We start from the raw sequence: 21,501 nt of genomic DNA, 5'->3' as shown, positions 1-21,501 counted from the left end.
TTTGATTCAGGGCAGGTCGAAGGGTCCGGCCGGTCGGGTCGGACCCTTCATCGCTTCTTCGAACAGCAACTCAACGAGTGCTGTCGAATCTGGTGAACATCTGCTGTCGCATCTCGTGAACAAAGCCACCGGTAGGAGTCCGAACGTGCGGACCTCGACTTCCCCGCCGGGCTTAGGTTCCAGCTTGGTGATCCCGACCGGCTCGCCCGCCAGCCGGATCAGCCAGTATTGGCGGTGCGGGTTCAGGGGTGCCCACTCCTCCCACTCCTGGTCGGTACGTGTGAAACTGCGCCACGCGTGCGCCGCTCCGACCCGGGCCTGCACGGAGCGCGCCAGCGCCGTCAGACCGTCCTCGCGTCGAAGGTCCAACGACGGCACGATCCGACCGGGCTTCAGCTGGCCGAGATCGGTCATCTCCAGGTACGTGACAGTCTTTTCAGCCAGGCACGGTACCGGGGGCGAGCTGCGCCGCAGAAGCCGGTTTGTCGGTGATCTTGTGACGGGGCGTCGGCGGACTGAGCGTGGACTGCGCGGGTATGCCTGGGCTGAGAGAAGTGAGGTGGCGTGGTGGTCGGTTTGATCGTGCTGGGGCTGTTGCTGGCACCGGCCGTGCTGTTCTTCGTGCTCATGATCGGCGTGGCGCTTCGCCGCCCGGAGCGGTACCCGATGTCGAGTCCCCGGCCGCGCCCGGATCCGCGCCCGGAACCGCGTCCGACGCCGCGCACGGCGTCCCCGCCGAGCGTCGGTCCGACGCTGTCGACGGAGCCGCCGACGTCTCCGCGTACGTCCACAAGGAGCGTTGCTTCGTCCCCCGAGTTCACTGCCTGGCTCGCGGCGTACCGACGCGCGCATCCCAACGCCACCCATCAGATGGAGATCGCCGCCGTCCGCGAGTGGCGCGACGACAGGACGAAGTACCGCGGCATGTCGCCGGGCATGAAAGCCGCGCACAAGGCGGTCGAGGAGCAGCGCCGCGGTACCGGCTGGGACGGCGACTGGGCCCGGTGAGGGTTGCGTTCGCCGGAGACGTCTTATCCGGCGCGTCAGGGCAAGCCTGCGTCACGGCAAGCCTGTGTCGCGGGACTTCAGCTGACCCAGACGCCCTCGGGTGACACCCGGCGTGCGAGACGGCGGCGGCCGCCGCCGCTGATCGGGTTCGACCATGAGACGTCGGCGATCCGGCAGCCGAAGTCGTCTGCCAGGGCCTGCACGAGCGTGGCGCCGACGCCGTGCCGGCGGTAGGAGTCCGCGACCCAGATCAGCATGATGCGCGGGCGCAGGGTGGCGTCCTTGCGGACGGCCACGTGCCACGCGCCCTGTGCGCCACGTGCGCGGCTGCGTCAGGTCAGCGTGGCGCGGACGCGGTCGCGGAGGGTGGGGAGGTCGAAGCCGTGGTCGCGCACGACGCGGGCGGCCAGGGACTGCTCCTCGCGGAGGAGGCCGCCGAGGAGGTGGCCAGGGAGGATCTCCCGGCTGCTGAGGGCGAGGGCCTCGCGGAGGGAGAGTTCGAGGGCCTTCTTGGCGTCCGGGGTGAAGGGCAGATGGCCGCCCAGGACGCCGCGGCCGCCGCGTCGGCGGTCGCCGGGCCCGGGGCCGGAGGCTGGGCCGGTCGCGCTGAGCGCGCCGACGCCGAAGACCGACTCGACCTTCTCCCGGACGGCGTCGAGGTCGATGCCGATGGTGCCGAGCGCCTCGGCGTCCAACTCCGGGGCGGCGGCCTCGAGCAGGCGTTGGACCGCCTGGCGGGCGGTCGGGAGGTCGAGGCCGCCGTCGGCGAGGAGTGCCACGGACGCGTCGTCCGGCAGCCCGAGCAGGCCGAGGAGGAGGTGCTCCGAGCCCGTCATCGGGTGGCGCAGCATCCGCGCCTCCTCCTGGGCGAGGACGACGGTGCGCCGGCAGTCGGCGGTGAACCGTTCGAACATGATCAGTCTCCCTTCCTGCGGCCGAAACGACCGCCGCTTCCGGTGCCGTCTCCGGTGCCGCTTCCGCTGCCGTGCTTCTTGTGCACCGCCTGGCGGCTCACGCCGAGGCAGTCCGCGATCATCTGCCAGGTCCACCCCTGGGCGCGGGCGTTGCCAACCTGCAGGTTCTCCAGTCGCTCAGCCAGTTCGCGCAGCGCGCGCACGGCCTTCAGGCCCACTGCGGGGTCTCTGCTGCTCGCGGCGTCCGCGAGCGTCTTGGTCTCGCTCATGTCTGTCAATGTAGGTTGACGAGCGTGGGATGTCAACCAAAGTTGACAGAGCTCTAAGCGCTCGCGACCGAGAGCGGCAGTGCGGTGAGCGTGCGGACCAACCGCGTCGGCTGCCAGGTGAGTTGGTCGCGCGGGACGGCGAGACGCAGAGCGGGGAAGCGGGCGAGGAGCTGGGACAGGGCGATCTCCGCCTCCGCGCGGGCGAGCTGCGCGCCGAGGCAGCGGTGGATGCCGTGGCCGAAGGCGAGATGGCCGCCCGCCTCGCGGGTGAGGTCGAGTCGGTCGGGGTCGGCGAACCGGGACGGGTCACGGTTCGCCGCGGCCGGGCTGACCAGGACGGGGGAGCCGGGCGGAATGACCGTGTCGCCCAACTCGACCTGCTCCGTGGCGAAGCGGAACGTCGCCTGCGCGACCGGCGGGTCGTAGCGGAGCAGCTCGTCGAGGGCCTTGGGCAGCCGCTCCGGCTCCGACCGCAGCAGGTCGAGCTGCGCCGGGTGGTCCAGCAGCGCGAGGAGCGCGTTGCCGAGGAAGGCCGTGGTCGTCTCGTGCCCGGCGACGACCAGGAGCGCGGCGAGCGAGACCAGTTCGGCCTCGCTGAGGCGGTCGCCGCCGGTGCGGTCGTTCCCGGCGCGGTCGCCCCCGGCTCGGTCGCTCCCGTCGCGGGCGCCCTCGTCGCGCGCGGCGATGAGCGCGTCGAGCAGGGAGTCGCCGGGCGAGCTGCGCTTGGCCGCGGTCAGCTGCTCGAGGTAGCGGGCAAGGGCGTGCGACGCCCGGTCCGTGCGCTCCGGGGCTCCGGCCGCGAAGAAGTCGATGGACCAGGCGCGCAGTTGGTCCCGGTCCTCCTCCGGGACGCCCAGCAGATCGCAGATCACCGTCACGGGCAGCGGCACGGCGAGCGACGCGACGGCGTCGACCTCGCCCTCGGCGGGCCACTGGTCGAGCAGCTCGTCCGTGATGCGGGCGATGGCCGGACGCAGTCTGCCGACCGCTCCGGAGGTGAACGCCGACGTCGCGAGCCGGCGCAGACGGGTGTGGTCGGGCGGATCGGTGGCCAGCATGGTCTGGGAGAGCGCCGGATGGATGTTCCGGCCGCCGGCCTTGTCGGCGAAGAAGGCGGCGGTGTTCTTGGAGAGCCGCGGGTCGGCGAGCGCCTGGCGGGCCTCGTCGTAGCCGAGGACCAGGTAGCCGCCGGTGCGGCCGCTGCGGTCCGTGAGCGGGTGGACCGGGCACGCCGATCGCATACGGGCCAGGACGGGGTACGGGTCGCGGATCGGGTCCATGGGGACCAGACTCCTGCAGCCTCGGTAGGGCCGCCGTCAGCGACACAGGCCGACCCGGTGGTCGGGGGAGGGGGCGGGTTCGGCGGTGCACAAGTGTCCATGTAGCGAATTGAAGATTTCTTCAATTCCTGCAATAGTGCTCGCTGCGTGGAGCCCGGTCGGAACGTGCGGCCAGGGCGAGGACGACAGGAGTTGAGCGCGGTGCCGGTTCCGCTGTACCAGGCCAAGGCGGAGTTCTTCCGCATGCTCGGCCACCCCGTCCGGATCCGGGTGCTTGAGCTGCTGTCGGAGGGGCCGAAGCCCGTGCGCGAGCTGCTGGCGGAGATCGAGGTCGAACGCTCGAACCTGTCCCAGCAGTTGGCCGTGCTGCGCCGCTCCGGCATCGTCACGTCCGTACGCGAGGCGGACACCGTCGTGTACTCCCTGGCCGGTCCCGACGTGGCCGAGCTGCTGCGGGCGGCCCGCCGGATCCTGACCGAGCTGATCGCCGGTCAGCAGGACCTGCTCGCCGAGCTGCGCGACGCCGACACCGCCGGAGCGACGGCCCGCTGACCGGGCGCGCCCGTCCGTGTCCAGTTCCGAACATCTAGGGAGACCTCGTGTCCGACCAGAACGCACCTTTGCCCGCGTCCGGGCCCAGGCCCGAGCCCGTGGACGACGGCAGCGAGGGCGGCGGGCGTCGCGCCAGCAAAGGTGTGTGGGTCCGCGCGTTCATCTACGTCATCGGTTTCCACATCTTCGCAGGCCTGGTGATGCTGCTGTTCTACGTCGGCGGCACGAACCACCACTGACCCTGACCCCGACCGACCACGGGAAGCGGCCCGGGTCAGCGGATCGACACGGCGACGGGTGTGCTGCGGCGCAGGGCAGCTCTGGCGAGGGCGGCGCCACGCGCGGCCACCGACGCGCCGGGGCTGACGGCGGGCGGGGGAGCAACCAGGCCCGCGCAGGAGCGGCAGATACCGCGTTGGGGGATCGGGACCGCGCATTGCGCACACTCGTGCCCGCCTCGCGCCGGGACGGTGGGTCGGTCTGCGCGCTCTGCGAGCAGCACGGCGGGACGTTTGCGGGTGAGGCGGTCGCGGAGGAGTGCGGCCGGGGCGTGGATGCGTTGCGGCAGGCCGGGCAGCAGCGCGGTGGCCAGATCACCTTCACTCGCGCCGAGTTCCAACCACCCCGCGACCAGCGGCGCCAGCGTCAGGGCTTCGCCCGCGCCGAGACGAAGGCGCGGCTCGGGGCGCAGTACGCGGTATAGCAGCGCTGCCGCTTCTCGCACCTCCGGCGGGACCTCCCGTGCGGCAGCGGCAGCGGCAGCAGTGGCAGGAGCAGCGGCAGGTTCGGCCACCGCGCTGTCGCCGCCCACGACGTCCGCGACGTCGTCAGCGGGATCGGCGGGGAGGGAGGGGTTCTTTCCCTGGTTCTTTGAAAGGCCGTCAGACGCACCGCGCTTCGCCCCGCCGAGTCCCGCCTTTCCGGCAGCCGGAACCACGGACAGCTGGGGGCTGTCGTAGACGTGGGCCACGCTGATCATGGTCCCGTCCGGCCGACGGAGCTTCTCGACCCGGTAGTACCCGAAGCGCGCCAGCTCGCGCAGAGCCTTCGAGACGGAGCCGCGCCCCTGCGGGCTGGAGTCGGCGATCTGGCGGCCGTCCTCGCGCCAGCCGTCCGGCCGGGAGAGCAGGTCGACGAGCACGCCCTTGGCGTTGAACGACAGCCGACGGTCCTGCAACAAGTAGTTGGGCAATGTCGTGAAGCCGCGCATATGACGGCTACGATGAATGTGCATCGGAGGGTTTACTCCTGGTGCCGGGCCCCGGGGTGTTGGTAGCACCGCCGGGGTCAACTATGAGCTTTCTGTGCAGCCGACGCTACCACGCCCAGTGACCAGCGCCCACACGCACAGTGACCGAACGTCAGTACGTCAACGGGGTGCCTGCGGCGGGCGCGCGCCGACGATCCGCAGGGCCATGGCGGCGTACTGGTCGGCGACGTCCTCCGGGCTCCATCGGCCGCCGTCGTGGTACCAGCGGGCGATGTCGATGCCCAGCGAGAGCAGGGCGACGGCGGCCATCCGCGGGTCGGGGACGTCGAAGTCACCCGCCGCGACGCCGCGTTCGACGAGGCGGCGGATCTCGGCCTCGGTCCGGTGGCGGATCTGCTTGATCTCCGCGAGGTGCTCGTCGGTGAGCGAGTTGAGCTCGTAGTTCACGATGCGGGCGACGGTCTGGCCGCGCGCGTGGCTGGCGGCGAAGTCGTGGACCACTCGGCGCAGCGCGTCGGCGGGCTCGTCGTCGGTGGGGCCGATCGCGTTCTGGACCAGTTCCAGGATGGCGTCGTGCCCGGCCTTGGAGATCAGGTAGAGCAGCTCCTCCTTGGACTTGTGGTGCACGTAGAGGGCGGCCGGGCTCATGCCCGCCGCGGCGGCGATGTCGCGCGTGGTGGTCCCGCGGAACCCCTTCTCGGCGAACGCGGTGAGGGCCGCATCCAGCAGGCGGGCACGTGTCGCGTCGGCGCGGGTGAGGTCGGACGTGTCGGGGTTCACCCGTCGATTATCCCTGTGGGTATTCCGGTGAGTCTTCCGCTGAGATGGCACGAGCGTCCCGGTGTGGTGGTCAGAAGCAGTGGTCAGAAGCAGTGGTCAGGCGTGGTGGTCGGAGGCGGTCGGTCGGGGGAGTCTCTTGACGAGTGGGGGGCATACCCAGGAGAGTGCCTAAGCAAGCGCTTAGTTACGCGCTGGGCCACGGGAAGGCGGCAGGATGAGCATCGACGAACACGGGCTGCGGCGGCGGGTCGAGGAGTTCCTCGCCGCGCACGACCCGGCGACCACCGAGCGGCTGGAGTTTCTGCGCGCCCGCTACGACGCCGGGCTGGCCTGGGTGAACTACCCCGAGGGCCACGGCGGTCTCGGCCTGCCGCGAGCGTGGCAGCCCGCCGTGGACGCGATGTTCGACGCGGCGGGCGCGCCGGACAACAACCGGGGCGCGAACGGCATCGGCCTCGGCATGGCGGCCCCGACCATCCTCCGCTTCGGGACCGACGAGCAGAAGCAGCGCTTCCTACGTCCGCTGTGGACGGGCGAGGAGGTGTGGTGCCAGCTGTTCAGCGAGCCGGGTGCCGGCTCGGACCTCGCCGCGCTCGGCACCCGCGCGGTGCAGGAGGGCGACGGCGGCGACTGGATCGTCAACGGCCAGAAGGTGTGGACCTCCGGCGCGCACAACGCCCGGCTCGCCATCCTCGTCGCCCGGACCGACCCGGACCTGCCCAAGCACCAGGGCATCACCTACTTCCTGTGCGACATGACCGACCCCGGCGTCGAGGTCCGCCCGCTGCGGCAGATCACCGGCGAGGCCGAGTTCAACGAGGTCTTCCTGACCGACGTGCGCATCCCGGACGCGCAGCGGCTCGGCGAGGTCGGCCAGGGCTGGGCCGTCGCCAACGCGACGCTGAGCAACGAGCGCGTCTCCATCGGCGGCAACGCGGTGCGCGAGGGCGGCATGATCGGCGTCGTCGCGCAGACCTGGCGCGACCACCCCGAGCTGCGCACCCCGGAGCTGCACGACCGGCTGGTGCGGCTGTGGGTGGAGGCGGAGGTCTCCCGGCTCACCGGCCAGCGCGTGCGGCAGAAGCTGGCGCAGGGTCAGCCGGGCGCGGAGGGCGCGGCGCTGAAGGTCACCTTCGCCCGGATCGCGCAGCAACTCTCCGGCCTGGAGCTGGAGTTGCTCGGCGAGGACGGGCTGCGCTACTCGGACTGGACGATGGTCCGCCCCGACCACGTCGACTTCACCGGCCGCGACGCGGGCTACCGCTACCTGCGTGCCAAGGGCAACTCGATCGAGGGCGGCACCTCGGAGATCCTGCGCAACATCATGGCCGAGCGCGTGCTCGGCCTCCCGTCCGAGCCCCGCGTCGACAAGGACGTGCCCTGGAAGGACCTGGCCAAGTGAGCGATGTGAACCTGCTGTACACCGAGGTCGAGGATGACCTGCGGGCCACCGTCCGCAAGCTGCTCACCGACCGCTGCGACCCGGCTCGCGTCACCGCCCTCTACGACGGCGACCGGTCGATCGTCGACGGGCTGTGGCGGGCGCTGGGTGCTGAACTCGGCCTGGCCGGGCTGCTGGTGGCGGAGGAGCATGGCGGTGCGGGCGCGTCCGCGCGCGAGGCGGCCGTGGTGCTGGAGGAGTTGGGCCGGGCTGCCGCGCCGGTGCCGTTCCTGACCAGCGCGGTGATTGCCACGCTGGTGCTGCGCGACAGCGAGGACGGCACGGGACTGCTCGGCGAACTCGCCTCGGGGGAGCGGACGGCGGCGTTGGCTGTCCCGCTCTCCTTGGCTCCGCATGCCGCGCTGCCCGCCGTCTCCGTCCCCGACGGCCGACTGACCGGCACGGTGACCAGCGTGGCGGGCGCGATCGAGGCCGATGTGCTGCTGGTGCTCGCCGACGGCGCGGTGTACGCCGTTCCGGCGGCCGAGGCCGTCGTCACGCCGGTGATCTCGTTGGACATGACGCGGCAGCTCGCCGACGTCCGGCTCGACGGGGCGGTGGGCACGCGGGTAGTCGCCGACGCCGAGACGGCAGTACGGGACGCGCTGGCGGCGGGCGCCGCGCTGCTCGCGTCCGAGCAGGTCGGCGTCGCGCAGTGGTGCCTGGAGACGACGGTCGCGTACCTCAAGGAACGCAAGCAGTTCGGGCGCGCCGTCGGCGGGTTCCAAGCGCTCAAGCACCGCCTGGCGGACCTCGCCACCGGCGTCGAGTCGGCCACGGCCGCCGCCCGCTACGCCGCCGCGACGCTGGCGGCCGGTGACGACGACCTGCTCGTCGCGAGCAGCGTGGCCCAGGCGTACGTCAGCGACCTCGCGGTCTTCGCGGCGGAGGAGGCCGTCCAACTCCACGGCGGCATCGGGATGACCTGGGAGCACCCGGCCCACCTCTACCTCAAGCGCGCCAAGGCCGACCAGATCGCCCTCGGCACGGCCGGCGCCCACCGGGCACGGCTGGCCGAACTCGTCGACCTCCCCGCCCCGCAGTAGCCGCCGACGCGGCACCGACCGCACGCACGGGCCGCCCGCCTGCACAGCGGGCGGCCCGCTGCGGTTGGATGGCTGCGGTTGGATGGCCCTGGGATGCCCATATCGAGGGGGAGTGAGATGCGCTACGCGGACGGGCTCGGCGTCGAGTGTGAGGTTGAGGTCGACGCGGCGCTGTCTCGGGTCTGGGAGCTGGTGACCGACATCGGGCTGCCGGCCCGGTTCAGCCCGGAGTTGCAGCGCGTCGCCTGGCTGGACGGAGCGGACCGGCCGCAGGTCGGAGCGCGCTTCCAGGGCTGGAACGAGAACGCGCGGCTCGGCGCGTGGAGCACGGTCTCCCACGTCGTCGAACTGGCCGAACACCGGGTCTTCGCCTGGGTCGTCACCGACGCGGAAGGCCGCTTCGGCGGGCCGACGCGCGACCCGGCGAACGCCATGGCCTCCTGGCGCTACGAACTCTCGGCGGCGTCCGACGGCAGCACCCTGCTCCGGCAGTCGGCGCTCATCGGCCCCGGCCGCAACGGCGTCACGCTCGCCATCGAGCGCATGCCGGAGCGGGAGGAGCAGATCATCGCCTTCCGTCTGGCCGACCTGCGCAGCGGGATGGAGACCACCCTGCGCGGCATCAAGTCCCTTGCGGAGGAAGCGGAGCATGGCTGAGCCGGTGTCGGCCCTAGGCTGCTGACGTGTGCGCCGGGCTCTTGGTGCGGATGCGCTGGCTGAGGAAGAGAGCCGCGCGGTCCAGTGCCTCGTCTGCCTCGTCCAGGGCCCCGGCGAACGCCTGGAACACGTGTGGCACGTCGGCGGTGACGTCCAGGATGACATCCACTCCGGCTGCCCTTGCGCGCGCGGCCAGGCGGGTGGAGTCGTCCAGCAGGATCTCGTTGGTGCCCACCTGGATCAGCGTCGGGGGGAAGCCGGTCAGGTCGGCGAGGACGGCCGGGCTGAGTAGGGGCTGGTGTGGGTCGGCTCCGGCGAGGTACATCGCTCCGGTGTGTTCGACGGCCTCGCGGGTGAAGATCGGGTCGATGTCCTGTTTGGTGTCCATGCTCTCGCCCGATCGGGTGGCGTCGAGGCCCGGGGAGAAGGCCACGATGGCGGCGGGCAGCGGGAGACCGGCGTCGCGGGCGGCGAGGCAGGTGGTGACGGCGAGGCCGCCGCCGGCGGAGTCGCCGGCGAACGCGATGGCCGAAGGGTCCTCGCCGCTGTCGAGGAGGGCGCGGTAGGCATTGAGTGTGTCTTCGATCGCGGCAGGAAACGGATGTTCGGGGGCAAGCCGGTAGTCCACCGAGTACGCCCTGAAGCCGGTCTTGGCCACCAGGTGTCCCGTCAGCGACAGGGCGGTCTCGGGAGAACCGAACACCCAGCCGCCGCCGTGGAAGTACAGGATCGTCCCGGCGCGCGGCCCGGCGTCCGGCTCGACATGCAGCGTGGGTCGGTTGCCGAGCGTTGTCTGCGCGGTCCGGATGCTGTCGGGCACGATCATCCGTGCCATCAGCGCCTTGAATCCGGCGCGGATCGCCTCGACCGACCGGGGGCCCTCGGGGCGCGGCTGCCGCAGCATCGCGTCGACCTGGGCGCGCTGTTCCTTGCTCACGGTATCCTCTCCTAGGAAGTATCTTCCATCGAACTATATGCCTAGGAATCCAAATTGAGCAATCACGTGGAAGCCCTCCCCGGATTCTTCGCCGACCTGGTCCGATGCGAGACGCGTCTGTACAACGCCCTCAACGACCGCCTCCGTGAGCGGCACGGGATCGTCACCTCGCAGTTCGAGGCCCTGCGCTACCTGCGCGACCACCCCGGGTCCCGCGTGGCGGACCTTGCCGCCGAGTTCGCCATCGGCATCGGGGCGACCAGCAAGAGCGTCGACCGCCTGGAGAAGCAGGGATGGGCAGCCCGGCAGCCGAACCCGTCCGACCGCCGGTCCTCACTGCTGGCCCTGACCGACAACGGCTCACAGCTCGTTGAAGCGGCGGAGAAAACCGTCGCCGAAGCACTGACCGAGCTGATCGGGAACGCTCTCGACAGCTCCTCGGTATCAGCCGCCGCACAGGCCCTCTCGCAACTGCGCTCCGCGCTCGAACGCAACCAGATCGGCACGCCCACAGGCTGAACCACTGCGGCTCGACGAACGAGGCCGAGCCGTCCCGTAGGCGGGAGTTGCCGCTGCCGCCGTCCATGCGCCCCGCCCCCGCCCCCGCCGCCGTCGTCCGGTGGCTGCTGGTCGTGGATCTATGCTGGGCCCGTGACACCGAGAGCTGATCAGGGGCCGACGCTGCGAGCGGATGCCGCGCGCAATCGTGCCCGGGTGTTGCAGGTCGCGCGCGAGCAGGTGGCTGCCGGTGACGACTCGCTCCAGTTGAACGCCATCGCCCGGCTGGCCGGTGTGGGTGTGGGAACCGTGTACCGGCACTTCCCCAACCAGCATGCGCTGCGGGAGGCGCTGTCGGCCGAGCGGTTCGGGGAGCTCGTCGCCGAGGCGCAGGCAGCGGCGGACGCCGAGGACGCCCTTGCGGGCCTGCAGCGCCTGCTGCGGTTCGCCCTCGCGCGCGCGTTGGAGGACAGCGGGTTCGCCGCCGTCCTCGAATCCGCCGCAGACGCCGAGGCGCACACCTCGGAGCTCAAGGCCGAACTCGACCGGGCCGTTGCCCACTTGCTGGACCGTGCGCGCGCGACGCGTGCCATCCGGCGCGACGTCGAGGCCGACGACGTGCGTCGCTTGCTCTGCGGCGTCGAGCACGCCGTGCGTGCCGGTGACGGTGACCCCGGGCGCACCGAGGTCTACCTCGATGTCCTGATGCAAGGCCTGCGTCCGCCGCGCTGACTCCGCCCTGCTGACTCCGCCCTGCTGACTTCGCCCCGCTGACTTCGCCCCGCTGACTTCGGCGCGCACGACCGTTTCCTCTCGATCCTTCCAAGGCGAACCCCGCTGCACTCGACTAACCGGATAGTCATCCGGTTGTGCTAGCGTGCGCGATGGCAAGCGGATAGCAATCCGTTTAGTGATGGCGAGGCAACGAGGGGTGGACGCGATGGAGATGGAACAGCGGGCAGTCGTGACGGCGGGGACCGGAGGCATCGGCCTGGAGACCGCGTTGGGCCTGGCGGCGCGCGGGTACGCCGTCACCGTGGTCGGCCGCGACGCCGGGCGCGGTGCCCGCGCGGTCGAGCGGATCGCGGCGGTCGCGACCGGAGGCGGGCCGCGGTTCGTGGCGGCCGACCTCGCGTCGCTGAGCGAGGTCCGCTCACTCGCGGCGCGACTGGCGGCCGAGGGGCCGTTGAAGGTTCTGGTCAACAACGTCGGCGCGATGTTCCCCGAGCAGCAGCAGACCGTGGACGGCATCGAGGCGTCGTTCGCGGTCAACCACCTTTCGCCGTACCTGCTGACCGAGCTGCTGCTCGACCGGCTCCGGGAGGGGGCACCGAGTCGGATCGTCAACGTCAGCTCCGGCGCGATCCGCGTCGCCAAGCGCAGCTTCGACGCGGTCGAGCCGCCCGGCGGCTACTACGGCTTCCACTGGTACGGCCGGGCCAAACTGGCCAACCTCGTCTACACCGTGGACCTGGCCGAGCGCCTGCGCGGCAGCGGCGTCACGGTCTTCGCCGCCGACCCCGGCGGCGCCGCGACCGACATGACCAACGGCACCATGACCTCACCCGCGATCGTCTCCCCGCCCCTGCGACTGCTCTGGCCACTGGTCCGCCGCACCTTCGCCCGCTCCACCGCAGGACCCGCGTCCACGGCGGCCAAGCCGTCCGTCGTCGCGGCGACCGACCCCGCACTCGACGGGCAGACCGGCCTGCTGATCGGCCCCCAGGCCCACCCGGTCCCCGCCCACCGCGCGAGCGCCGACCCACGAGCCGTCGCCGACGTGCTCAGGCTCAGCCGGGAGCTGGCACCTCTCTGACGGTGACTCCGGAGACGGGGCCGGCCTCGGGAGCGTCGGCTCACCTGTACGGCCCAGGACCGAGTGACGGAGGGGCTGTTCTCGCGGACGGGCTCCGTAGGATCGCTGTGTTGCGACTCTCGAAGGCGTTGAGCCGCTGAACAGACAGGAGTTCGACATGAGCGAACCACTCGACTTCAACGCGAGGACGATCGCCGAGTTCCGGGCGAACGAGGGCAAGGTCGGCGGGCCGTTCGAGGGCGCGCCGCTGGTCCTGGTGCACCACCGGGGCCGCAGGAGCGGCCAGGATCACGTGGCCCCGATGATGTACCTCGCGCACGAGACCGATCCCGAGAAGATCTACGTCTTCGCCAGCAAGGGAGGAGCGCCGATCAATCCGGACTGGTACCTCAACCTGACCGCCGCAGGCCGCGGCCGGATCGAACGCGGAACGGACACCTACGAGGTGACGGTCCATGAGATCACCGGCGCCGAGCGCGACCGCATCTACGACGAGCAGGCCCGCCGTTACCCGGGCTTCGCGGAGTACGCCACCAAGACGGCGGGCATCCGCACCATCCCCGTGCTCGAACTGAGCCGGGCGTAGGCGCACGTCACCCCGCACGGCGGCGACCCCGCCCGGACTGGTCCGGAGCGGGGTCGCTGCGCCTTTGGTGCCGTGCTGCCTCATGACCTGGTGCCGGCTCATGACCTGGTGCTGCCTCGTGACCTGGTGACGGCTCAGCCCTTGGCGACAGCCCCGGCCCAGTCCCAGTTCACGCCCATCTGCTGGTACATGTCCGAGTAGCCGACGAAGCAGTCGAACTTCGCGACCTTGCCGCCCTGCAGGTACCAGAAGTCGGCCGTCGGCGCGTTGATCCGCGAGCCGTTCGGCTTGAGGGTGCCCGCCGGGGTCTGCAGCGGCCCCTCGAACGTGCCCTGGATGTCGAGTTCGATGGTGACCGTGTCGCCGCTGACGGTGATGCGCTTCAGGTCACGGTGGACGTCGGGGAAGATCGCGGCCATGCCGGTCGGCACCTCACTGAGCGCCTGGCCCTGGTAGCTGTTGCCCGCGACCATGTCGTTGAAGACGCCGTCCTTGGTGAAGCTGTTGACGAACGCGTTGACGTCCAGGCTGCTGCCCTCCGCGTCGTGGTAAGCGCCCAGCACGACGGCCAGGTTGGCGATCTCGTGCGCCGTCAGGTGACGGTTCGTCAGCGGCAGTGCTGCCAGCTGGCTCGGGCTCAGTGCGGCGGAGGCCTGCGAGCCGCTGACGGTGCGGCCCTGCGCCGCGGTGTGGGCGACGGTGGGGCTCGCGGCCTGGGACGGTGCGACGGCGATGGCGATGCTGCCCAGGCTCGCGACTGCGGTGGTGGCGGTGATCGTCTTCCATCCGAGCGACTTCATGGTGAACTCCTTCACGGATGCACCCCGGGTGGGGCGCTCGGCAAATCAAGCGATTGATTGAACAGTAGGGAGGGCTTCGAGAGTTGTCAATCGAATGCTTGAGTGACCATCTGATCCGGTGCGAGGCTCGGCGCGCAGTTGCTTGACAGTAAAGTCAAGCGACTGTTTGAATTCTGGACATGGCCACAGAACGTACAGACCAGCGCCGCGAGGCCGGACAGCGGACGCGGGATCGCCTGCTGGCCGCCGCACTGGAGTTGCTCGCGCAACGCGGACAGGAGGGCGTGACCCTCCGTGAGATCACCGACCTCGCCGGAGCCAACGTCGCCGCGGTGAGCTACCACTTCGGATCGCTGAAGGCGCTGTGCGACGCGGCGATAGAGCAGGCGCTGGAGCAGTACCTGGACGCGCAGATCGACGCGGTCGCCTCCCTGGACAGCACCTCGGGCCTCGAAGAGCTCGCCGCCGCGTTCGCCGGCCCGATGATGCGCGCGCTGGTGGCCGGTGGCCGCGACCTCGCGGTGATGCGGACGGTGGCGCGCGTCGGGATCGACCCTCCCGAGGGCTGGGACCGGCTCGCCGCGAAGTTCCAGCAGTCCCGGGACGACATCGCCGGTCGGCTCTCGGTGACCCTTCCCGGCGTCGGCGCACCGGAGTTGGAGTTCCGGATCCGCTGCGCGGCAGGCATGCTGAACTGGCTCGCGCTCGCTCCCATCGGCACCGAACTGGCCGCCGCGCCGGTGCGGCAGACCGAGCAGTGGCTCGTCTCGGTCCTGGCCGGGGCGTTCCGCGGCACCCCGAGCAGCGGCTGATCCGTACCGTCCAGCGCTGGTCAGCGGCGTGCGGGTGTCGCGCCCGTGGTCACCAGACCTTCATCCCGCCGTCGACGACCACGTCGATGCCGGTGACGTAGGAACTCTCGTCGGAGGCAAGGAAGAGCGCGACGTCGGCCACCTCCTCGGGTCGGCCGAAGCGGCCCAGCAGCGTGCGGGCGGCCATCTGCTGGGCGAACTCGCCTTCCTCCAACTGCCCCTGGGTGGCCTGGCTCTCGATCAGACCGGGCGAGATCGAGTTGACGCGGATCCCGTGTTCGCCTCCTTCCAGGGCGAGTTGGCGGGTCATCCCGATGATCGCGGCCTTGTTGGTGGTGTGGGACAGCGACGGCAGCAGCTTGAAGCTGAGCTGGCCGTTCAGCGAGGCCATGTTGACCACCACGCCTCGGCTGGCCCTGAGGTGGGGCCAGGCGGCGCGGGTGAGGTAGAAGACCAGGTCGACCTCGTCGCGGCGGGCCCCGTCCCAGTCCTCGTCGGTGACCTCCTCGATCCAGGCGAAGCGGTTGCGGGCGGCGAGGTTGAACAGTACGTCGATCCGGCCGAACTCCTTGACCGCGAAGTCGACCAGCCGCGCGCACTCGTCGGGATCGGACAGGACGAGGGGCTGCAGCGACACCATCTCCCCGCCCGCGGCGCGGACCAGCTCGACCGTCTCCTTCGCCGAGTCGACCGCGACGTCGCAGCCGACGATCAGCGCGCCCTCGCGGGCGAACCGCAGGGCGGTCGCCCGTCCCATGCTGCCGCCGGTGCCGGTGATGACACAGACCTTCCCGGCCAGCCGGCCCGGCGTCTCAGCGCCCATCGTCTCTCTCCCTGTGTGCGGTCGTGCTTGGTGTGCGGGTGCGTTCAGGTGGGCGCGTGGGCCCGAGCGTGGTTCAGGCGCCGTAGGCGGGCAGGATCGCGCCGCTGACGGGAGCGGCGCGGTCCCCGGCCAGGAACACGATCAGCTCGGCGACCGCCTCCGGCGTCACCGCGTGCGCCATCGCGTCCGGCGGGAGGAACGACCGGTTCTTCGGGGTGTCGATCAGCTGCGGCGCGACCGCGTTGACCCGGATGCCGTGCGGGCGCAGCTCCAGGTCCAGCACCCGGACCAGGTGGTTCAGCGCCGCCTTGCTCAGCGAGTAGGCCGCCATCCCGGAGGTCGGCTCGGCCGCGGGGCGGGCGGAGACGTGCACGACAGCACCGGATCCGCGCTCGCGCATGTGCGGCGCCACCGCCTGGGTCAGCCACAGCGCGGGACCGAGGTTCACGTCCATCATCAGCCGCAGCTCGTCGGGCGTGGTGGCGAGCGCGTCGCCGAGGACGAACGCGCCGAGCGTGTTCACCAGGACGTCGGGCGCGCCGACCTCGGCGGCGATCCGGTCGACGAGCCCCTTGGGTACCGCCGGGTCGGTGACGTCTCCCGGCACCCGGTGGATGCCGTCGGGCAGCTCGGCCAGCCCGTCCGTGTTGCGGTCGATCCCGACCACCGTGAATCCGGCGTCGGCCAGCTTCACCGCGACCGCACGGCCGAGAACGCCGCCCGCTCCGGCCACCAGGGCCACCCGATCACTCATTGCTCTGCTCCGTTCGTCCCGGCCGTCGCTTTCCGCCCGGCCGTTGGGGTGGGTGCCAGACTCCCGCCGGGGCTGGTGAGCGCTCATCGCCAGAACCTGGTGAATCGCCGTCGTTGACGACGAGCCGACGCTGCTGATATCGACAGGATCATGTCGGCGACCACAGGCAAGCTAGGCAGGCCGGACAAGCCAGGTAGTCCGGACAAGCCAGGCAGGCGAGACGAGCCAGACGGCCCAGCGCACGCGTTACGCCGGGACCCGGGCGGGCGGCCCGGCCGACCGCGGCTCATCGAGCGAGGGGAACTGCTGGCCGCCCTGGACCGCGCCGCCGCCGGACCTGTCACGATCATCACCGCGCCTGCCGGGAGCGGCAAGTCGTCGCTGCTGCGGGCCTGGGCCGACCGGCGCGACCGGAGGGACCGGCTCGCGTTCGTCCAGGTGCAGCGCGACCGGCACGACGCCCAGCTGTTCTGGCTCGCCCTGCTGGCGGCGGTGCGCACCCTGAACGGTGACCCCGTCGTCGCGGACGCGGCGACCGCGTCACCCGATTTCGACGCCGGGCAGGCAGTCGACCGCGTGCTCGACGAGCTGGGCCAGGCGTTACAGCCGGCCGGTCACACCGGCCGGGTCAGCCTGGTGCTCGACGACGTCCACGAGCTGGCCTCCGCGGAGACCTTCGCCGACCTGACCCGGCTGCTGACGAGCCTGCCGCAGGGCGTCCACGTGATCCTGGCGACCCGCAGGGACCTGCCGCTGCGCCTCCACCACCTGCGCCTCGCCGGGGAGTTGGCTGAACTGCGGGCGGCCGAGCTGTCCTTCAGCGAGGACGAGACCCGCGCACTGCTCAAGGCGGCGGACATCGTCCTGTCGGACGGCGCGGTGGCACGGCTGCACGAGCGCTGCGAGGGCTGGGCGGCGGGACTGCGGCTGGCCGTGCTCTCGCTCACCGGCCACCCGGATCCGGAGCGGTTCGTCGCCGACTTCGGCGGCAGCAGCCGCACGGTCGCGGAGTACCTGGTGGCCGAGATGCTGGAGCGGCAGCCGCAGGAGGTGCAGGACCTGCTGCTGCGGACCTCGATCCTCCAACGCGTCAGCGGCGAACTGGCCGACCGGCTCACCGGACGTCCCGGCGCCGAGGCCATCCTGCTCGGGCTTGAGGACGCCAACGCCTTCGTCGTCTCCCTGGACCCCGGACGGAGCTGGTTCCGCTACCACCACCTGCTCGCCGACCTGCTGCGCCTGGAACTGCGCCGCTCCCTGCCCGACGAGGTGCCCGCCCTGCACCGCAGCGCCGCCGCCTGGCTCACCGAACACGGCCTGGCCGTCGAGGCCGTCCGGCACCTGCAAGCCGCGGGCGACTGGCCCGAGGCCGCCGCCCTGCTCGGCAACCACTGCTTCTCCATGATGCTCGACGGCCAGGAGGAGAGCATGCAGTCGCTGCTGGCCGCGTTCCCGCAGCATCTGGCACGGGAGTTCCAGGAACTGAGCGTCGTGCGGGCGACGGTCGACCTCGTCCACGGCCGCCTCGACGACGCCGCCGCGCACCTGGCGGTCACCGACTCCTGCTCGCCGTCCGCGCCAGAGCCGAGCCGGCGGCGACTGCGTACGGCGATCGCGGCGCTGCACCTGTCGCTCGCCAGGCGGCGGGGGAACGTCGAGGGCGTCATGCGGCATGCGCAGTTCCTTTCGGCCCCCAACGGCGGAGAGACCGACGAGGAGGTCGCCCTCGGCAACGACCTGCGCGTGATGGCGTTGATGAACCTCGGCACCGCCGAAGCCTGGGCGCTCCAACGCTCCGACGGCGAACGGCATCTCCAGGAAGGCGCGGACCTGGCCCGCGCCATCGGCCGTCCCTACCTGGAGGTGGCCTGCCTGGCCCAGCTCGGCTTCGCCTCGAAGCTGCCCGACTTCACCGTCGCCCGCGCACGCTGCGAGGAGGCCATCGCCCTTGCGGAGCACCACGGTTGGGGCACCGCGCCGGTCCTCGCGCCGGCGCTCGTCACCCTCGCCTGCTCCTTGGTCTGGTCGGGCGAGTTCGAGGCCGCCGAGAGCCTGCTGTGCCGCGCCGACACGGCCCTGCAGGCCGACAGAGGACCGGGGATCGGCACCCTGCTCCACCTGGTCAAAGGCATGCTCCACGCCGGCCGCGGCCAACGTCCGCAGGCCGCAGAGCACTTCGCCGCGGCGCAGGACCTGCAGTCGCAGCTGTCCGCCCCGCACGCCCTGACCGGCTACGTGACCGGCTGGCTGGCCGGCACCCAGGCCCGCCTCGGCGCGCACGACGAGGCGCGGGCGACACTCGCCGCACTCGTCGACGAGACGTTGGCCGACTCCGGTGAGATCCGCAACGCCCGAGCCGTGATCAGCCTGGCCGAGCGCGATCCGGCCGCTGCGCTGGCCTCGGTCGCGGCGGTGATCGAGGGGACCGCGCCCTCCGTCCACGTCGCCACCCGCGTCGAAGCGCACGTCCTGGCCGCACTCGCCTACCGGGATCTCGCCGAGCCGCAGCGGGCGCGGCAGGCGGTCGAGCACGCCCTGGTCCTGGCCGGGCCGCAGCGGCTGGTGCTGCCCTTCGTGATGGCGGATGCCGGGACACTCGTTGAGGGCATGGGCGAGGGCGTCGCGTGGCGGAGCGGTCCCGGCGCGGCCCGAGCCGCCCATGCCGTGCTGCTCACGGACATCCTCGATGTGGTCCGGGGATCGGCGCCGGTGACGGGTGCTGCCCCGCCGCTGGCGATGGCCCAGGAGCTCAGCCCCTCCGAACTCCGCGTGCTGCGCTACCTACCGACCAACCTCTCCCGGCCGGAGATCGCGGGGGAGCTGTCGGTCTCGGTCAACACGGTCAACACCCACGTCCGGAACATCTACGCCAAGCTCCAGGCCACCGACCGGAGTTCGGCGGTCCAGCGGGCCCGGGAACTGCGGCTGCTGGCGCGCGGCCCGGCGCGGTAGGCGCAACCGCGCGCTCACCGGATCCTGGTGATGGCAGCTCACCAGGGTCGCATCGAGCATCGGGGCATGAGCGCAGAACCGGCCCTGTACACGATCCGCGTCGACGGCCTCCTCGGTGCCACCGTGCTGTCCGCGTTCCCGGGACTGGTGGCGGAGCACCAGGCCGCCCAGACCGTCCTGGTCGGCTACCTGGACCGCTCGGGTCTGTACGGGGTCCTGTCGCAGCTGGAGATGCTGGGACTCGACCTCGTCGCGCTCAGCCGAACCTGCCTTTCCTGAAAGGATGTTGACGCCATGTCTGTACTCGATTCCCTCGGTTCCCTCGGCTCCCCGACGGACCGCCGCTCGTTCCTCGCCCGCTCGGCCAAGGCAGCCGCCGTCCCCGCGCTCGCCGCGGCGCTCGGCGGCAGCGTCCTCGCGCAGCCCGCCTCCGCCGACACGACCGGCCTGCCGGACTACGCCCCGATCCCGCCGTCCGCCCTCGGGCCTGCCGTCAACGCCCAGGGCTACTACGTCGGCAGGGTCGAGCGGAACCTCTACTGGGTCACCGACGGCACCTACCAGGCCGCCTTCCTGACCACCAGCGACGGCGTGGTGCTCTTCGACGCCCCGCCGACCATCGGGCACAACCTGCAGCGCGCCATCGACGAGGTCGCGAGCGCCAACGGCGTGTCCAACCAGGTCACCCACATCGTCTACTCGCACCACCACGCCGACCACCTCGGCGGCTCGTTCCTCTTCGGCAACGACGTCGAGCGCATAGGCCACGTCGAGACCCGCGCACTGCTGCTGCGCGACAACGACCCGTCCCGTCCCGTCCCCGACACGACCTTCACCGACCGCAAGACGCTGCACATCGGCGGAGAGCGCATCGAACTGGCCCACCTGGGCACCAACCACACGCCCGACAACATCTACATCCACTTCCCCGACCACGGCACCCTGATGCTCGTCGACATCAACCTGCCCGGCTGGGTCCCGTTCGACAGCTTCAACCTCAACGAGGACGTCCCCGGCTCCATCGCCGCCCCCGCCACGGCACTGAGCTACCCCTGGACCCACCACATCGGCGGCCACATGGGCCGACTCGGCACCCGCGAGGACATGGCGATCTACCAGCAGTACGTCGCGGACCTGCTGGTCGGCGTCAAGGCGGCCCTGGCCAACGTCGACCCCACGCCGTACTTCGCCAAGTACGGCGACAACGAGTGGGCCGCGGTCAAGGAGTACCAGGCCGCCCAGACCAAGTACGCCGCGGACCCGGTCATCAAGAAGTACACGGGAGTTCTCGCCGCGGCCGACGTCTACACCGAGAGCACGGCCTTCGTGCTCCTCGAATCCGTCCGCCTCGACCTGGGCATCGGCTCCCAGGTCCACGCCTGAGCGGGAGCTCCTGGAGCTTTCTCCACTACTGGCGGGTTCCGCGGGAGTTCGCCTGAGCGTCTCAGCCGCCCGGCGCCTCGATGAATCGGTGCAACGAGGTCGCCATGGCGGCGACGAAGGCGTCGCGGGTCCCGTCCGGGAGGAGGTCGAGGGAGAGGTAGGGGTTGAGGTCTTCGAGCTCGACCAGCAGCAGTTCGCCGTCCTGGTCGCGACAGGCGTCGACGCGCTGGATGCCGTGGTCGAGCGTGTTCCACGCGACGAAGCGGCGGGCGAAGGCGAGGTCGGCCTCGGTCGGCTCGTACGGCTCCAGGGCCCAGCGACGCTCGGGATCGGGGGCGTAGAGGGCGTACTGGCAGGTGTCGTCGACGAAGTAGAACGACACCTCGTAACGGAAGTCGATCCGCGGCTGGACCAGGATCTCGCCGAACGCGAGCCGGCCCAGCTGCTCGGGCGGGACGACCCTCAGCCCTATCGAGTCCGCGCCCGCCTTCGGCTTGACCACGTACGCGCCGACCTCGGGCAGGCTGCCCAGATCCTGGGCCCGTTCGACGGTGGGGATGACCGGATACCCGGCGGCGGTCAGGTCCACCAGGTACTGCTTGCCCGCCATGTCCCCGCGCCCCGTCAGCGGGTTGTAGACGCGAGTCCCTCGCGCTGCGGCCCGCTCCCGGAACTCCTCGTACTCGGCCCGGTAGTGCAGCACCGGGCCGCTGTTGCGGACGACCACCGTGGAGAACGCGTCCAGGAGCGAGGCGGCGTCCAGCGGGTGGCACAGAGCGATGTCGAACTCCTGCCGCAGGCGCGAGGTCAGGAAGATGTCCTCGTCGCAGTAGCGGCGGCCCTGCGCCTGGTAGGCGAGGTCGGTCACGAACAGGACGCGGGGGCGGCGGGCCGACATGCTGCACCTCTCGGGTTCGGTGGCGGCCAACCTACACGGCCGTGGGCGGGCCATCGCGGTCGGCGACCGCGGCTAACTGCCCAGC

Annotated in this window: 26 protein-coding genes; 14 read left to right on the top strand and 12 right to left on the bottom strand. The window is 71.4% G+C overall.

The annotated features are described in order from the left end of the window. Nucleotides 1-6: 6 nt before the first annotated feature. Complete coding sequence (locus I2501_RS14320; RefSeq protein ID WP_196194359.1) at nucleotides 7-414, bottom strand: hypothetical protein; 408 nt, start codon at nucleotides 412-414, stop codon at nucleotides 7-9. A gap of 153 nt (nucleotides 415-567) precedes the next feature. On the opposite strand from I2501_RS14320, the gene I2501_RS14315 reads away from it, so the two are divergent. Next, nucleotides 568-1,008: a hypothetical protein gene (locus tag I2501_RS14315; protein WP_196194358.1), complete on the top strand. Its 441-nt coding sequence runs from the start codon at nucleotides 568-570 to the stop codon at nucleotides 1,006-1,008. A gap of 77 nt (nucleotides 1,009-1,085) precedes the next feature. On the opposite strand, the gene I2501_RS14310 is transcribed toward I2501_RS14315, so the two are convergent. The 4 genes from I2501_RS14310 to I2501_RS14295 are packed head-to-tail and all read right to left on the bottom strand — an operon-like array spanning nucleotide 1,086 to nucleotide 3,471. Then, nucleotides 1,086-1,304, bottom strand: a complete 219-nt coding sequence (locus tag I2501_RS14310) for a GNAT family N-acetyltransferase (protein WP_196194357.1) — start codon at nucleotides 1,302-1,304, stop codon at nucleotides 1,086-1,088. Nucleotides 1,305-1,340: 36 nt separating this feature from the next. Beyond that, the gene (locus I2501_RS14305; RefSeq protein ID WP_196194356.1) at nucleotides 1,341-1,922 is read right to left on the bottom strand and encodes a Clp protease N-terminal domain-containing protein; all 582 of its coding nucleotides are present in this window, start codon (nucleotides 1,920-1,922) and stop codon (nucleotides 1,341-1,343) included. A gap of 2 nt (nucleotides 1,923-1,924) precedes the next feature. After that, nucleotides 1,925-2,191 (bottom strand): RNA polymerase subunit sigma-70, encoded by a 267-nt coding sequence (locus tag I2501_RS14300; protein WP_196194355.1) that lies wholly within the window; start codon nucleotides 2,189-2,191, stop codon nucleotides 1,925-1,927. A 53-nt stretch (nucleotides 2,192-2,244) separates the two neighbouring features. Then, nucleotides 2,245-3,471: a cytochrome P450 family protein gene (locus I2501_RS14295; protein WP_196194354.1), complete on the bottom strand. Its 1,227-nt coding sequence runs from the start codon at nucleotides 3,469-3,471 to the stop codon at nucleotides 2,245-2,247. A gap of 201 nt (nucleotides 3,472-3,672) precedes the next feature. On the opposite strand from I2501_RS14295, the gene I2501_RS14290 reads away from it, so the two are divergent. After that, nucleotides 3,673-4,023 (top strand): ArsR/SmtB family transcription factor, encoded by a 351-nt coding sequence (locus I2501_RS14290; protein WP_196194353.1) that lies wholly within the window; start codon nucleotides 3,673-3,675, stop codon nucleotides 4,021-4,023. A gap of 47 nt (nucleotides 4,024-4,070) precedes the next feature. Beyond that, nucleotides 4,071-4,262 (top strand): DUF6126 family protein, encoded by a 192-nt coding sequence (locus tag I2501_RS14285; protein WP_196194678.1) that lies wholly within the window; start codon nucleotides 4,071-4,073, stop codon nucleotides 4,260-4,262. 35 nt (nucleotides 4,263-4,297) lie between these two features. On the opposite strand, the gene I2501_RS14280 is transcribed toward I2501_RS14285, so the two are convergent. Both I2501_RS14280 and I2501_RS14275 read right to left on the bottom strand, forming a co-directional pair. Beyond that, a complete protein-coding gene (locus I2501_RS14280) occupies nucleotides 4,298-5,257 on the bottom strand; it encodes a helix-turn-helix domain-containing protein (RefSeq protein WP_196194352.1) in 960 nt (319 codons plus the stop codon). Between the two features lie 135 nt (nucleotides 5,258-5,392). Then, a complete protein-coding gene (locus I2501_RS14275) occupies nucleotides 5,393-6,013 on the bottom strand; it encodes a TetR family transcriptional regulator (RefSeq protein WP_196194351.1) in 621 nt (206 codons plus the stop codon). Nucleotides 6,014-6,227: 214 nt separating this feature from the next. Here I2501_RS14275 and I2501_RS14270 point away from each other — a divergent pair, with 214 nt between their 5' ends. The 3 genes from I2501_RS14270 (at nucleotide 6,228) to I2501_RS14260 (ending at nucleotide 9,157) form a co-directional block, all read left to right on the top strand. After that, nucleotides 6,228-7,415 carry an acyl-CoA dehydrogenase family protein gene (locus I2501_RS14270; protein WP_196194350.1) on the top strand — a complete coding sequence of 396 codons (1,188 nt, stop codon included), beginning with the start codon at nucleotides 6,228-6,230 and terminating at the stop codon, nucleotides 7,413-7,415. Further along, complete coding sequence (locus I2501_RS14265) at nucleotides 7,412-8,500, top strand: acyl-CoA dehydrogenase family protein (RefSeq protein ID WP_196194349.1); 1,089 nt, start codon at nucleotides 7,412-7,414, stop codon at nucleotides 8,498-8,500. Before I2501_RS14270 ends, I2501_RS14265 begins: the two co-directional genes overlap by 4 nt. A 117-nt stretch (nucleotides 8,501-8,617) precedes the next feature. Further along, nucleotides 8,618-9,157 (top strand): SRPBCC family protein, encoded by a 540-nt coding sequence (locus I2501_RS14260; protein ID WP_196194348.1) that lies wholly within the window; start codon nucleotides 8,618-8,620, stop codon nucleotides 9,155-9,157. Nucleotides 9,158-9,170: 13 nt separating this feature from the next. Here I2501_RS14260 and I2501_RS14255 read toward each other — a convergent pair whose 3' ends face one another. Beyond that, entirely contained in the window at nucleotides 9,171-10,094 is a 924-nt protein-coding gene (locus I2501_RS14255; protein WP_196194347.1) for an alpha/beta hydrolase, read from the bottom strand. A gap of 54 nt (nucleotides 10,095-10,148) precedes the next feature. Here I2501_RS14255 and I2501_RS14250 point away from each other — a divergent pair, with 54 nt between their 5' ends. The 4 genes from I2501_RS14250 (at nucleotide 10,149) to I2501_RS14235 (ending at nucleotide 12,994) form a co-directional block, all read left to right on the top strand. Then, nucleotides 10,149-10,613 (top strand): MarR family winged helix-turn-helix transcriptional regulator, encoded by a 465-nt coding sequence (locus I2501_RS14250; RefSeq protein ID WP_196194346.1) that lies wholly within the window; start codon nucleotides 10,149-10,151, stop codon nucleotides 10,611-10,613. Between the two features lie 195 nt (nucleotides 10,614-10,808). Next, the gene (locus I2501_RS14245) at nucleotides 10,809-11,324 is read left to right on the top strand and encodes a TetR/AcrR family transcriptional regulator (RefSeq protein WP_196194345.1); all 516 of its coding nucleotides are present in this window, start codon (nucleotides 10,809-10,811) and stop codon (nucleotides 11,322-11,324) included. Nucleotides 11,325-11,538: 214 nt separating this feature from the next. Then, nucleotides 11,539-12,408 carry an SDR family NAD(P)-dependent oxidoreductase gene (locus I2501_RS14240; protein WP_408022739.1) on the top strand — a complete coding sequence of 290 codons (870 nt, stop codon included), beginning with the start codon at nucleotides 11,539-11,541 and terminating at the stop codon, nucleotides 12,406-12,408. A 157-nt stretch (nucleotides 12,409-12,565) separates the two neighbouring features. Further along, nucleotides 12,566-12,994 carry a nitroreductase family deazaflavin-dependent oxidoreductase gene (locus I2501_RS14235; protein WP_196194343.1) on the top strand — a complete coding sequence of 143 codons (429 nt, stop codon included), beginning with the start codon at nucleotides 12,566-12,568 and terminating at the stop codon, nucleotides 12,992-12,994. A gap of 134 nt (nucleotides 12,995-13,128) precedes the next feature. On the opposite strand, the gene I2501_RS14230 is transcribed toward I2501_RS14235, so the two are convergent. After that, nucleotides 13,129-13,794: a nuclear transport factor 2 family protein gene (locus I2501_RS14230; RefSeq protein WP_196194342.1), complete on the bottom strand. Its 666-nt coding sequence runs from the start codon at nucleotides 13,792-13,794 to the stop codon at nucleotides 13,129-13,131. Between the two features lie 179 nt (nucleotides 13,795-13,973). Between I2501_RS14230 and I2501_RS14225 the strand changes: the two genes are divergently transcribed. Beyond that, complete coding sequence (locus I2501_RS14225; protein ID WP_196194341.1) at nucleotides 13,974-14,606, top strand: TetR/AcrR family transcriptional regulator; 633 nt, start codon at nucleotides 13,974-13,976, stop codon at nucleotides 14,604-14,606. A 49-nt stretch (nucleotides 14,607-14,655) separates the two neighbouring features. Here I2501_RS14225 and I2501_RS14220 read toward each other — a convergent pair whose 3' ends face one another. Together I2501_RS14220 and I2501_RS14215 are read right to left on the bottom strand one after the other, a co-directional pair. Continuing rightward, nucleotides 14,656-15,429, bottom strand: coding sequence for an SDR family NAD(P)-dependent oxidoreductase (locus tag I2501_RS14220; protein WP_196194340.1), 774 nt, complete (start codon nucleotides 15,427-15,429; stop codon nucleotides 14,656-14,658). A 73-nt stretch (nucleotides 15,430-15,502) separates the two neighbouring features. After that, nucleotides 15,503-16,183: an SDR family NAD(P)-dependent oxidoreductase gene (locus I2501_RS14215; protein ID WP_196194339.1), complete on the bottom strand. Its 681-nt coding sequence runs from the start codon at nucleotides 16,181-16,183 to the stop codon at nucleotides 15,503-15,505. A gap of 150 nt (nucleotides 16,184-16,333) precedes the next feature. Here I2501_RS14215 and I2501_RS14210 point away from each other — a divergent pair, with 150 nt between their 5' ends. The 3 genes from I2501_RS14210 (at nucleotide 16,334) to I2501_RS14200 (ending at nucleotide 20,518) form a co-directional block, all read left to right on the top strand. After that, nucleotides 16,334-19,135 (top strand): AAA family ATPase, encoded by a 2,802-nt coding sequence (locus I2501_RS14210; protein WP_196194338.1) that lies wholly within the window; start codon nucleotides 16,334-16,336, stop codon nucleotides 19,133-19,135. 66 nt (nucleotides 19,136-19,201) lie between these two features. Then, nucleotides 19,202-19,414: a hypothetical protein gene (locus I2501_RS14205; RefSeq protein ID WP_196194337.1), complete on the top strand. Its 213-nt coding sequence runs from the start codon at nucleotides 19,202-19,204 to the stop codon at nucleotides 19,412-19,414. Between the two features lie 15 nt (nucleotides 19,415-19,429). Continuing rightward, the gene (locus I2501_RS14200; RefSeq protein WP_196194336.1) at nucleotides 19,430-20,518 is read left to right on the top strand and encodes an MBL fold metallo-hydrolase; all 1,089 of its coding nucleotides are present in this window, start codon (nucleotides 19,430-19,432) and stop codon (nucleotides 20,516-20,518) included. A gap of 61 nt (nucleotides 20,519-20,579) precedes the next feature. On the opposite strand, the gene I2501_RS14195 is transcribed toward I2501_RS14200, so the two are convergent. Next, a complete protein-coding gene (locus I2501_RS14195) occupies nucleotides 20,580-21,416 on the bottom strand; it encodes an ATP-grasp domain-containing protein (protein ID WP_196194335.1) in 837 nt (278 codons plus the stop codon). Nucleotides 21,417-21,501: the final 85 nt, after the last annotated feature.

Source organism: Streptacidiphilus fuscans, from assembly GCF_015690355.1.
GTDB classification, from domain to species: Bacteria; Actinomycetota; Actinomycetes; order Streptomycetales; family Streptomycetaceae; genus Streptacidiphilus; species Streptacidiphilus fuscans.
Note: the sequence above shows the minus strand (reverse complement) of the source record. Positions and strands in the feature narration are given on the sequence as shown.